The 12,346-nt window shown below is 60.7% G+C and carries 12 protein-coding genes; 11 read left to right on the top strand and 1 reads right to left on the bottom strand.

The features are described from left to right. Positions 1 to 78: 78 nt before the first annotated feature. The 11 genes from gcvPA (at position 79) to QZY07_RS13495 (ending at position 10,916) form a co-directional block, all read left to right on the top strand. Positions 79 to 1,479, top strand: a complete 1,401-nt coding sequence (gene gcvPA / locus QZY07_RS13445; RefSeq protein WP_295403530.1) for an aminomethyl-transferring glycine dehydrogenase subunit GcvPA — start codon at positions 79 to 81, stop codon at positions 1,477 to 1,479. A gap of 22 nt (positions 1,480 to 1,501) precedes the next feature. Beyond that, complete coding sequence (tpx, locus tag QZY07_RS13450) at positions 1,502 to 1,999, top strand: thiol peroxidase (protein WP_295403532.1); 498 nt, start codon at positions 1,502 to 1,504, stop codon at positions 1,997 to 1,999. A gap of 148 nt (positions 2,000 to 2,147) precedes the next feature. After that, positions 2,148 to 4,313, top strand: a complete 2,166-nt coding sequence (locus tag QZY07_RS13455; RefSeq protein WP_295403534.1) for a DNA methyltransferase — start codon at positions 2,148 to 2,150, stop codon at positions 4,311 to 4,313. An 8-nt stretch (positions 4,314 to 4,321) separates the two neighbouring features. Beyond that, the gene (locus tag QZY07_RS13460) at positions 4,322 to 5,344 is read left to right on the top strand and encodes a hypothetical protein (RefSeq protein WP_295403536.1); all 1,023 of its coding nucleotides are present in this window, start codon (positions 4,322 to 4,324) and stop codon (positions 5,342 to 5,344) included. Beyond that, positions 5,322 to 6,833 carry an aminomethyl-transferring glycine dehydrogenase subunit GcvPB gene (gene gcvPB / locus QZY07_RS13465; protein WP_295403643.1) on the top strand — a complete coding sequence of 504 codons (1,512 nt, stop codon included), beginning with the start codon at positions 5,322 to 5,324 and terminating at the stop codon, positions 6,831 to 6,833. The genes QZY07_RS13460 and gcvPB overlap by 23 nt, the downstream gene beginning before the upstream one ends. Then, positions 6,820 to 7,188, top strand: a complete 369-nt coding sequence (locus QZY07_RS13470) for a diacylglycerol kinase (protein WP_295403539.1) — start codon at positions 6,820 to 6,822, stop codon at positions 7,186 to 7,188. Before gcvPB ends, QZY07_RS13470 begins: the two co-directional genes overlap by 14 nt. Before the next feature lie 114 nt (positions 7,189 to 7,302). Continuing rightward, complete coding sequence (locus QZY07_RS13475; protein WP_295403541.1) at positions 7,303 to 8,088, top strand: DUF4198 domain-containing protein; 786 nt, start codon at positions 7,303 to 7,305, stop codon at positions 8,086 to 8,088. Between the two features lie 12 nt (positions 8,089 to 8,100). Then, the gene (cbiM, locus tag QZY07_RS13480) at positions 8,101 to 8,721 is read left to right on the top strand and encodes a cobalt transporter CbiM (RefSeq protein ID WP_295403544.1); all 621 of its coding nucleotides are present in this window, start codon (positions 8,101 to 8,103) and stop codon (positions 8,719 to 8,721) included. After that, entirely contained in the window at positions 8,714 to 9,382 is a 669-nt protein-coding gene (locus QZY07_RS13485) for a hypothetical protein (protein WP_295403546.1), read from the top strand. The genes cbiM and QZY07_RS13485 overlap by 8 nt, the downstream gene beginning before the upstream one ends. Next, positions 9,379 to 10,137 carry a cobalt ECF transporter T component CbiQ gene (cbiQ, locus tag QZY07_RS13490; protein ID WP_295403548.1) on the top strand — a complete coding sequence of 253 codons (759 nt, stop codon included), beginning with the start codon at positions 9,379 to 9,381 and terminating at the stop codon, positions 10,135 to 10,137. Before QZY07_RS13485 ends, cbiQ begins: the two co-directional genes overlap by 4 nt. Beyond that, complete coding sequence (locus QZY07_RS13495) at positions 10,134 to 10,916, top strand: ABC transporter ATP-binding protein (protein WP_295403551.1); 783 nt, start codon at positions 10,134 to 10,136, stop codon at positions 10,914 to 10,916. The genes cbiQ and QZY07_RS13495 overlap by 4 nt, the downstream gene beginning before the upstream one ends. A gap of 112 nt (positions 10,917 to 11,028) precedes the next feature. Here QZY07_RS13495 and QZY07_RS13500 read toward each other — a convergent pair whose 3' ends face one another. Then, positions 11,029 to 12,330, bottom strand: a complete 1,302-nt coding sequence (locus tag QZY07_RS13500) for a TIGR03790 family protein (protein WP_295403554.1) — start codon at positions 12,328 to 12,330, stop codon at positions 11,029 to 11,031. Positions 12,331 to 12,346 lie beyond the last annotated feature (16 nt).

The following is a 12,346-nucleotide window of genomic DNA, read 5'->3' on the forward strand; positions in this document are numbered from 1 at the left end:
ATGACGGCTTGCCAACTTAGCCAACCACTCGAAACGACGCATGACGTCATGAATACGGTTTATTCCGGATAGCCTCTTATGCCTTTCGTACCCCATACCGACGACGACATCGCCGCGATGCTCGCGACCATTGGCGTCGACGCCATCGACGACCTGTTCGACGAGATCCCGGCCGAATTGCGGATCGGCGAACTGACCGCCATCCCCACCGGCATGGCGGAGATGGACATCGCCCGTCTGATGCACGCCCGTGCTCGGGCGGACGGTCAGCCGGTCTGCTTCATCGGCGCGGGCGCCTACGATCATCATATCCCGGCCGCGGTCTGGCAGATCGCGGCCCGCGGCGAGTTCTACAGCGCCTACACGCCCTATCAGGCGGAGGCGAGTCAGGGCACGCTCCAGGTGCTCTATGAATTCCAGTCGATGATGACCGCGCTCACCGGGCTGGATGTCTCCAATGCCTCGCTCTATGACGGCGCCTCGGCGTTGGCCGAGGCGGTGCTGATGGCGGTGCGCGCCAACCGTAAGACCAAATCGAACAAGGTCATGGTCCCGCGCGCGCTTCATCCGGCCTACCGGCGCACGGTGCATGCCATCGTTGCGGCACAGGGGATCGAGCTGGTTGAAATCCCCTTCGACCTCAAGGGCGGCCAGACGACGGTCGAGCAACTGGACGCGGTCGCCGGCAGCGATGAATTCGCCGCCGTGGTCGTCAACCAACCCAATGTGTTCGGCGTGCTCGAAGACGTGGATGCGCTGACCGAGTGGGCGCATGCCCGCAACGCACTGGCCATCGCCGTCGTCAATCCGATCGCGCTGGCCCTGCTGTCGCCGCCCGGCGACTGGGGCGGCACCGGCGCGGATATCGCCTGCGGCGAGGCCCAACCCCTGGGGATGCCGCTGTCCTCGGGCGGACCCTATGCCGGCTTTCTCTGCTGCAAGCAGGAATTCGTGCGCCAGTTACCCGGTCGCATCGCAGGACGGACGCTGGATCTGGACGGCAAGCCCGGTTTCACCCTGACCCTGCAGGCGCGCGAGCAGCATATCCGCCGCGGCAAGGCGACCTCCAACATCTGCACCAATCAGGGTCTGCTGGTCACGGCGGCAACCATCCACCTGGCGCTGCTGGGGGCCGAGGGTCTGGAACGGGTGGCGTCCGCCTGCCATGCCAACACCCAACGGCTCGCCGCCCTGCTGTGCGAAATCCCCGGCATCGTGCCACTGTTCGACCAGCCCATCTTTCACGAACAGGCGCTGCGCCTGCCCGCGCCGACCGCCGATTTGCTGCGCTCGCTGGCGGCGCACAACGTGCTTGGTGGTTTCGATCTGAGTCGGGACTATCCCGAATTGGGCCAAGCCCTCTTGATTTGCGCGACCGAACTCCGCACGAAAGAGGAGATGCGCGGCTATGCCGACAAGCTGGCGCGCATCGTCGCCACCCGGACCCAGGCAAAATGCCCGGTCGAACCGAAATTCTGAACCGATCAACCCGGAGACTCACATGGCCCAAACCGCACTCCAAGGCAACCCCGTCAACCTCAGCGGCGACCTGCCCGCCATCGGCAGCACGGCGCCCGACTTCAAACTCGTCGACAAGGATCTGGCCGACAAGACGCTGGCCGATTTCGCCGGCAAGAAGAAGCTGCTGAACATCGTGCCCAGTCTGGATACCCCGGTCTGCGCGACCTCGACCAAAAAGTTCAACGCCGCCATCTCCGGGAAGGCCGATGCCGTCGCGCTGGTGATCTCGGCCGATCTGCCCTTCGCGATGGGCCGTTTCTGCGGCGCCGAGGGGATCGAGAACGTCATCGGTCTGTCGATGATGCGCTCGCGCAACTTCGCCAAGGACTATGGCGTGCTGATCGAAGACGGCCCGCTCGCCGGCATCACCGCCCGCGCGGTCGTCGTTCTGGATGCGGACAACACCGTGCTCTACACCCAACTGGTGCCAGAGATTACTGAGGAACCGGATTACGACGCGGCGCTGGCTGTACTTTAAAAGTTTATCGTCAAGATACTTTTGATACATCGAAGCGCAATGCAGCTTTGTGAGTCGCGAATCAGTTTCTCAAGTCTTAACGCTTGGGAAACCGATTCGTTTTCATAACCAAATGACACGAAAATATTGAGAGAGTTTTGAGACAGTAATGCCCGAGATCACAATTACAGAACAGCTAAAAGAAATTCGAGCACAGACCGGGCTCAGTTACCAGGAACTTGCTCAACTTCTTGGTACTTCACTAGTGGCGGTCGATCATTGGGAACGTAATATCAGCGATCCATCTTTTTCGCAAAAAGAAAATATCGCGAAAGTTCTTTCGGACATCAAAAAAAACCAAGGAATTCGTATACCAGAAGTTGTCCTGCAAAACGGATCTTTCGCATCGCGCGGTTCAACAAGGGCTGCGATGCGTCTTCATCAACCGGATCTTTTTACGACAGAATCTAGGATTCGTTTTAACTTATCTCCATTACAACCCATTCTCGCGCGTCTCAAATCCGGAATTTTTTTTGACCAGGGTGAGAGCACTCTGGAAACCATGCTTGATCGTCATGCGATTCCGGCAAGTACCCCGGATCAGGCGACCATCATGAATATTTCCGCAGGGAAAAATACTTACACCTACGACGCTCATACCTATCACACCAAGGTTCCTCCGCAGGGAATTCTCGCGTTCCTGCGTCACTACCTCCCGGAAGACGGCCTTGTTCTCGATCCGTTTGCGGGAAGCGGAATGACGGGCGTTGCCGCGCGAATCGCAGGAATGGATGTCATTCTGAACGAACTGTCCCCCGCCGCCTGTTTTATCGCTCGCAATTTTACGACATCAGTTTCTCCGGAAGATTTCAGCTCATCTATCAAGGAAGTTATGAGGGCCGTTGCCGATGTCAGAAATCGGCTCTATAGCACAACGTGTCGAGAATGCGGGAAAGAGACGGAGATACTCTATACGGTCTGGTCATACCGCGTTCTCTGTACGCATTGTCAGTCTGAATTTGTTTTATGGAATCATTGCCGCCAATACGGCAAAACCGTTCGCGAACATAAAATTTTAAAAGAATTTCCTTGCCCGAATTGCAATAAAAAAATTAAAAAGCGCGAACTGTCACGCTCATCGGTCGAGCCCGTCCTCATCGGTTATAAATGCTGTAGCAAGCACCAAATCGAACACGCTCTCTCACACGAAGATATCAAAAAAATTGAAGACATTAACTCGGGAGATTTTCTAGCCGAGCATTTTTATCCCACGAATAAGATCCCGGAAGGTGTCAACCTCAATCAACCCAGGCATCATGGATTGCTCGCCATCGATCAACTTTATACGAAAAGAAATCTATCGGCGATGAGTCAACTTTGGAAAGCAATTCATCGGATCGAAAATAACGATCTCGCCGCTGCCGCTGCCTTCGTTTTTACCTCGCTCTATCAAAGAGTGACTCGAATGTCCGAGTTTCGTTTTTGGGGTGGCAGCGGAAATACGGCAAGATTTAATGTCCCTTTTATTTTTAACGAAGCAAACGTTTTTGTGACTTTCGAGAGGAAGGCTGGAAATATTCTGGATCATCTTGAGACGACTGCCGTTCATTATAAAGGCACGCAAGCGGTGATCTGCCAGTCCGCGACGAATCTTGATTACCTTCCAGATAACTCCATCGATTTAATTTTTACCGACCCCCCATTTGGGGCTAATATTAATTACTCGGAAATGAATATTCTTTGGGAATCCTGGCTTGGAAATTTCACTGATACGACGCATGAAGCAATTATCAATCGCGCACAGGGAAAAAACATACAGGATTACCAGGATCTGATGTGTCAAAGTCTGTCCGAATGTTTTCGGGTTTTACGTCCTGGCCATTGGATGCTGCTTGTTTTCATGAATTCATCCGGACAAGTGTGGGCTGCCCTCAAATCAGCGATAGAAAAATCCGGATTTATCATCAAAAAGATGGATATATTCGACAAGCAACACGGGACATTCAAACATTTTGTTAGCGATAATACCGCCGGTTGCGATTTGGTTCTACATTGTCAAAAACCATTTAACGCCAAACAATCCGAAGATCGGGAAGAAATATCAAATTCTTCAGTGACAATCGCCGATTTTCTTGCAGGTAGAGACAGAGCGATTCCAATCACAAACTATCTACATGTCGTGCGAAGCGACGAGTTAGATTGGCGCAGACTTTATAGTGAGTGGCTTGTTTTTAGCATGCAGAAAAATCACGAACAGATTAGTTTTATAGAATTTAAAGACGCGGCAATGCGTTTTTTAGCAGCATTGCAAAACATCGTCAAGAATTCAGAATAGGCGATTTCATGCATACTCTCAAAGCATTTTCGGATTCTGAATTTAGTCATGCAAAACTATTGCTTGCAACCCAAGTTGCCAGCATGATGGGCCGCAAGTTTGAAGAAGACGACTGGAACAAAGTTTATTGCGCAGCCAAGAGAATACCGCATTCCGGCTGGAGCAACTTGAACATCGATGTGAATCATGGCGGTCTCGGCGTTGAACAGAAACTTCTTCGCGTATCCGGGCTTGGAGCACGACCGATCAAGTCAGTGTGTGGCACAACCATGATGCATCCCGCAGCGACACGTTCCATTCGTATCGACAACACAGAACAGGCCGCTGACGATACGATGCGCGATGTTTTCAGGCAATATACCGATTTAATTGAACTTAGAACGCAAAAAGTACGCGAACAAGCACCCGCTCATATTGAAACAGATATGCGACTGGGCTGGCTGTTATGGGAAGACTCATTGATGGAATTCCTTTACTTCGAGCAGCCATGGGAGATTCCAGAACCTGATCGATATTATGCGGAGTGGAATGTCACACCTGCTAAGGGTGCCAGAAAAGCAAGCAAGAGTCTTTGGATCTACGAACGCGACACCGACAAAAAACGCTATTCGGTGACGACCAGTGCCGGAATTAAAATTCAGCCTTATTTCGATGTACCGGCGCCGTCCGATGAGAATCTTTACTATTTCAGAGTTCAGAGTGAGCCGATCGACTACGACACCGTGAAGATATGGATATCGGGAAGCACGGCCCGCGCTTTACAGCGACTGCTTGGCGACCTGGACAAAGAAACTGTCAGCACGGCGATCATCCAGGCCGCCCAGTATGCAAAAGTCAGCGACGCACCCGCCGTCGAGGATATCGACTTTGCCAAACCCATCCTGATCAACATGGCCGCGTTCCAGCGTTTCCAGTCGGCTTGGGATGGTGTCAGCGACGAACATCGTGCACAACTTTTCCTAGAGTCGCTTCACGAGCGGCCACCATCATCATCGGACTCACAAGACAATCCTTCCACACCACACCTGTAACACTGAGACATCGATGCTGATCCACGACCAATCCCGCCCCGGCCGCCGGGCGACCGCCCAGGCGCCGCTCAACCCGCCCGCGATAACCGACCTTCCCGAGGGGCTGCGCCGCCGCGCGCGGCCCGCGCTGCCGGAGGTCTCCGAGTTACAGGCGGTGCGTCACTACACCCGGCTGTCGCAGAAGAATTTCTCGATCGACACCCATTTCTACCCGCTGGGCTCCTGCACCATGAAGTACAACCCGCGGGCCTGTCACAGTCTGGCTTCGCTGCCGGGCTTCCTCGCCCGTCACCCGCTGGCGCCGGACAGCCACGGCCAGGGCGTACTGGCCTGTCTCCACGAGCTTCAGGAAATGCTCAAGGAGATTACCGGCATGCATGCGGTGTCACTCGCTCCCTCCGCTGGCGCGCAGGGCGAATTCGCCGGGGTCGCGATGATTCGCGCCTATCATCGGGCGCGCGGCGATCTGGCGCGCACCGAGATTCTGGTGCCGGATGCCGCGCATGGCACCAACCCCGCCTCGGCGGCGATGTGCGGTTTCAAGGTCCGCGAGATTCCCACCGGCACCGCTGGCGATGTCGATCTCGCGGCCCTGAACGCGGCGGTCGGCCCCCAGACCGCCGGCATCATGCTCACCAATCCAAGCACGGTCGGCGTCTTCGACCGGAATATCCAGGCCATCGCCCGCACGGTCCACGCCGCCGGCGGTCTGCTCTATTACGATGGGGCCAATCTCAACGCCATCCTCGGTAAGGTGCGGCCGGGCGACATGGGCTTCGATGTCATCCACATGAATCTGCACAAGACCTTCTCGACGCCGCACGGCGGCGGCGGTCCCGGCGCGGGTCCGGTGGGCGTCTCGCAGCGACTGGAGCCCTATCTGCCGGTCCCGCTGGTCGCTTTCGATGGGGACGACTACCGCTGGATGACGGAGGACGAACGACCCGACAGCATCGGCCGACTGACCGCGTTCGGCGGCAACATGGGCATCCTGCTGCGCGCCTATGTCTACGCCCGCATGCTGGGCCGCGAGGGCATGGGACGGGTCGCCGACTTCGCCACCCTGAACGCCAACTATCTGATGGCGCGTCTGAAGTCGGCCGGTTTCGAGGCCGCCTATCCGGAGCGTCGCGCCAGTCACGAGTTCATCGTCACGCTCAAGCGCGAGTCGAAAGAATTGGGCGTCAACGCCATGGACTTCGCCAAGCGTCTGCTCGATGACGGCTATCACGCCCCAACCACCTATTTCCCGCTGCTGGTGCCCGAGTGTCTGCTGATCGAGCCGACCGAGACCGAAACCAAGGAGGAACTGGATGGCTTCGTCGAGGCCATGATCGCGATCCGCCGCGAGGCGCTGGACGACCCGGAGAAACTCAAGGGCGCGCCTTATCGCCTGCCGGTCCGTCGACTCGACGACGTGCGCGCGGCCCGTCTGCTCGATCTGGCCTGGAAACCCGAGGCAAACGAGATCCAAGATGGCCAACAATAACGCCAAGGGCTGGAGCCGCGTGATCCATGCCTTCGGCTACTCGATGAAGGGACTGAAGGCATGCTTCGAGTTGGAGGAAGCCTTTCGCCAAGAGGTCTTTCTGCTGATCCCGCTGGTTCCGCTGGCGCTGTGGCTCGGCGAAACGCCCGTGGAGCGGGCGATTCTGGTCGGCAGCCTGCTGATGGTACCCATCGTGGAACTGCTGAACTCGGCCATCGAGGCCAACGTCGACCGCGTCGGTCTGGAGCGTCACGAGCTGTCCGGTCGGGCCAAGGACATCGCCTCCGCGGCGGTCTTTTCCAGCATCGCCTTTTGTCTGGTGAACTGGGGGCTGATCCTGATCCCGAAACTGTAAGCGTCATCTTCTGAACTGACGGGCCTTGCGGGACGAGTTGACATCGAGCAGTGTTACAAATGAAAATCCGATCACACTCCTCCTCCGGCGATGCCCGGTGATCGACGATCCGCCATGACTCGACCGAGATTGATACGCCTGTTCGCCACGCTAACCGGGTCGGTCGCCCTCGCCCTCTCCGCAAGTGCGCCCGCCCATTTCCAGGAACTCATCCCCGCCGCCGAGATCGTCACGGCCGAGAGCGGCAATCCGGTCGCGCTCCAGCTCCAGTTCACCCATCCGATGGAACGCGGTCCGGCGATGGACATGGGCAAGCCCGCGCGGTTCGGAGTCCTCGGTCCCGCCGGACCGGAGGATCTGCTGGCAAGCCTGACCGCTCGCGAGGTCGATGGCAAACACGCCTACGCGGCCGAGTATCGCGTCAAACAACCGGGCGACTATGTCTTCTTCGTCGAACCCGCGCCCTATTGGGAACCCGCCGAAGGGGTCATGATCGTCCACTACACCAAGGTCGTCGTCGACGCCTTCGGAGCCGGGGAAGGCTGGGATGCCGAGGTCGGACTGCCGGTCGAGATCGTCCCGCTCACGCGCCCCTACGGTCTCTGGACCGGCAACCTGTTCAGCGGCATCGTCAAGCAGTCTGGCCAACCGGTCCCCTTCGCCGAGATCGAAGTGGAATGGCGCAACGACGGCTCGGTCACGCCTCCCGCGGACGTCTTCATCACCCAGGTCGTGAAGGCGGATCGCAATGGGGTCTTTCACTACGCCATGCCGCGCGCCGGCTGGTGGGGTTTCGCGGCCCTGCTGGACGGGGACGCGCCGCTGAAGAACCCGGAGGGCAAGGCGGTGCCGGTCGAGGCCGGCGCCTTGATCTGGGTGCGCGCGCGGGATATGCGCTAGGGCCGCCGCGCGATGGCTCACATCCCCGATGGCGTACTCTCGGCGCCGGTGCTGATCGTCGGCGGCCTGGTCTCGGTCGGGCTGCTCACGGTCGCGTTGCGCCGGCTCGATTATGATCGCCTGCCTCAGACGGCCGTGTTGTCGGCGGCCTTTTTCGTCTCCTCGCTCATCAATGTCCCGGTCGGACCCAGTAGTGTGCATCTGCTGCTCAATGGGCTCATGGGCCTGCTGCTCGGCTGGACCGCGCTGCCGGCGCTGTTCGTGGCCCTGGTGCTTCAGGCCGCCTTTTTCGGCTATGGCGGCATTCTGGTGCTCGGCGTCAATACCATGAATATGGCCCTGCCCGCGCTGCTCTGCGCGCTGTTGCTGGCCCCCTGGATGCGGCGGGTCGCGACTCCGCGTCTGTTCTGGATCGGTGCGGCGGCCGGCGGGCTCGGCGTGCTGATGACCGGCGTACTGGTCGCCCTGAGCCTGGGACTGAGCGGCAAGGCGTTTCTGCCTGCCGCTGGGGTGCTGGTGGTGACCTACCTGCCGCTGGCGCTGGTCGAGGCGGTCATCACGGGCACGGTGGTGGCCTTTCTCGCGCGGGTTGCCCCGGAGTTGCTGCGGTCTCCCGAGGTCTCCCATGCCTGATCCCGTTTCGCGCGCCAGAGCCCCCTTCCCCCGTCATCTGGTGCTGCCGCTCATGCTCGCGTTGACCAGCCTGCCGGTTGCCGCCCACAAGCTCCAGGTCTTCGCATTCGCCGAGGGCGACCGCATCGAGGGCACGGCCTATTTTGCCGGCGGCGCGAAGGCGGCGGGGGCACGCATCCAGATCCAGGATGCCGCTGGACAGGTGCTCGCCCAACTGACGCCGACGGACGAGGGCCATTTCCGCTATCGGGCGCGGACGCCGACCGACCATCTCATCGTCGCCGAGAGCGGCGACGGTCATCGCGCGCAATGGCGGATACGGGCGGACGAACTGGCGGGCGGGTTTCCCCGCGCCGGCGCCGATTCACCCCAGCTCCTGACCACCGACACCCCGACCTCCGAACCCACGGAAACCGAGGGCGCCCGTCTCGCCAATCCCGTCGCCGCTCCGGTTTCCGGCGAGACACGCCACCTCGACCCGACGCTCATCGCCGCCATCGATCAGGCCGTCGCCCGCCAGGTGCGTCCGCTGCGCGAACAACTGATCGCCGCTCAGGATGAGGTCCGGTTACGCGACATCCTGGGCGGGCTCGGCTACATCCTCGGTCTAACCGGGCTTGCGCTCTGGTGGCACGGCCGACGGCCCGACCCGCGAGCATGAGCCAGACCGCCTTGCTCAGCCCGCGCGGGTCGGGCTGGATCACCGTCCGCGACCCCCGACTGCGCATCGTCGCCGCCCTGTTGTTCGCGCTGGTCGCCGTCAGCCTTCGGCACCCGCCCGCGCTGCTGGCCGCCGTCCTGTTCGCCGCCGCGCTGGCCGCCAGCGCTGGGATGCGCGCACCCGATCTTTTGCGGCAACTGCTGGCCCTGGAAGGGTTCATGCTCATCCTGCTGATCACCCTGCCCTTCACGGTGCCCGGCAGTCCACTGATCGCGGTCGGCCCTCTCGCCGCCAGTCAGGAGGGCCTGGCGCTCGCCGTCAAGATCCTGCTGCGGGCCAACGCCGTGGTGCTGGTCCTGCTGGCGCTGGTCGGCAGCCTGGAACCGGTCGTCTTCGGTCATGCGCTGGCGCGGCTGGGCGTGCCCGAAAAACTGGTCCATCTGCTCTTGATGACGATCCGCCAGATCCATCTGCTGCATCAGGAATTCATCCGTCTGCGCCAGGCGATGCGGGCGCGCGCCTTCGTTCCGCACAGCGATCGGCACACCTGGAACAGCTATGGCTGGTTGATGGGCATGCTGCTGGTGCGCAGTCTGGCGCGCGCGCAACGCCTGCTGGCGGCGATGCGCTGCCGGGGTTTCCAGGGCCGGCTCTATCTGCTGGATTCGACGCATTGGCGACCTGCCGATACCGCGCTGGCGCTTGGATTCGCGCTGTTTCTCGGCGGCCTGACGACCCTGGATCGGCTGACATGACGGCGCCGCTGCTCGAACTGCGCCAGGCCACCTTTGGATATCCCGAGCGCGCCGTCCTGAGCGACGTGGATTTCACGCTGAACGCGGGCGATCGGGTCGCGCTGGTCGGGCCGAATGGTGCCGGCAAGACCACCTTGCTGCATCTGCTGGTCGGTCTGCGGCGCCCGAGCGCCGGGCAGGTGCTGGCGTTTGGCGACGCACGCCGGACCGAGGCCGATTTCCGCCCGGTGCGGGCGCGGGTCGGCTTGCTGTTCCAGGACTCGGACGATCAGTTGTTCTGCCCGACGGTGCTTGAGGATGTCGCCTTCGGACCGCTGAATCTGGGCCGCCCGCCTGCGGCCGCGCGCGACGATGCGTTGCGGACGCTGGAGGCGCTCGGGCTGGCCGGATTTGCCGAGCGTGTCACCCATCGTCTGTCCGCCGGCGAAAAGCGACTGGTGGCGCTGGCGACCGTGCTCGCGATGAGCCCCGAGGCGCTGTTGCTCGACGAACCGACCAACGGTCTCGACGAGGCCACTGAGCAGCGCCTCATCGAACATCTGTCCGGGCTGGATCAGGCCATGATCATCGTCTCCCACGACCGGCGATTCCTGGAACGACTGGCGACCCGCGCCGTGCGGCTGGCCGATGGACGCCTGACGGACGCCATCCTGCACAGCCACGGACACCGCCACCGACACGCCCACCTCCATCTGCACGCGCCCGGCGTCAGCGCCGAGCACGGCCATGACCCGTCCGCGCCAGCCCATGCGGACCATCATGTCCTGGATGAGCACTGAGGGTGGAATGAACTCGATTGGATGGCTGATGCCGACACCTTGGAGCCACGATCTCGCTACTCATCTCTGATTTCTTTAAACGAGAGGGTGTCTTCGCCCCCGTTCCGCAGCTTTATCCGTCGTCGATCGCCGCCACCGCGTCCGCCGCGACGACCCGATAATACGGCTTGCCATCCGTGGGCAAACGTAGCCGAAGCGGATTGGCATCCGGCTTGACGAAGGCTCCGACAGGCCGATAAGGCCCCATCGGCTGGTCGGCGGATTCGAGTCGATAGCGGCCCGGCAGGAGCGCAAAGGTCTTCAGGATCCAGGCCGCGCCGTCGAAGGTCAGCTCATAACCGCCAAAGGGCCGTGCCAGCGGCTCGCCGATCAGGATGCCCTGCCCCGGCATGAGCAGACTTTTCCAATAGGCTTCGATCAGGGTGGCGCCACTGAGATAGGTTCCGATCAGGATGACCGGGTCCGGGAATTTCGCGGTGAAATTGCAGGGTTCGACGACACTGCCATAACTGCCGGTCGCTCCGGCGTCGAGCCAGGCCAGGCTGCTCATCTGGCGGCTATCGGTCAACTGACCGCCGGTCGAGGTCAAATGATCGGCGATGGCGCCCGGAAGGAACTGGTTCGTCGCGATCTCGGGCACCTCGGCCGCACCGGTGAGATAAACCAGCACGTTCTGCTGATGGGCGATGGCATCGGCCTCGATTCGCTCGATCCGAATGGCCGCTCCAAACAACGCTTGAACGCGTCCAAAACTCTGAGCGCGCACGCTGCGCGCGGCATCGCTGGTTTTGACCAGATAGACCGTCCCACTGGGGCGCGTGTCATCGGAGGCCACGCCACGGTCGATGAGCGCCCGGACCGCATCCAGACTGGAACCGGCCAGCGCCATGGTGGGCCGCCAGCCAAAATCGGTCGAGGGACGCAGGCTGGCCGACGCGAAATAGGGGCTCGCCTTGGTGGCGCGACAACCGTCAGCGCAGAATGACTCGTCATATCCCGCCGCGAAGGCCGTGGTGATGGACATGCAGCCGACCCGATAGGGTTCGGTCCAGGTCAGGGCATACGCCTGCACGCGCTCGGGCGTCGTCGCCGTCACCCGAGCCTGGATCGCCTGGAACTGCTCGGGCGTGATCATCCGTCGATGCGGGGGAAAACTGACGTGGATGAGGTTTTCTGGAGGAATCCGACGCTTGGCGCTGTACTCGCGCGCGATCCGGCGGCTGCGCGGATCCCGGTCGTTGACGATAACCCCGAGTTCCTCGGGACCGAGCGCCTGACGCGGTAGCAGAACCAGCGGCGCCAGCGTTGCGGGCGGTTGGCCGGTCTCGGCGAACGCGCCGAGGCTCGCCAGCGCGAGCCACAGCGACAGAGGGATCCCGACTCGTCTCGGTCGAGGAGGTTTCAGCCAAGCCATGTCCAGTTCAAGTCGT

This window comes from uncultured Thiocystis sp., assembly GCF_903866365.1.
In the GTDB taxonomy this organism is placed as follows: domain Bacteria; phylum Pseudomonadota; class Gammaproteobacteria; order Chromatiales; family Chromatiaceae; genus Chromatium.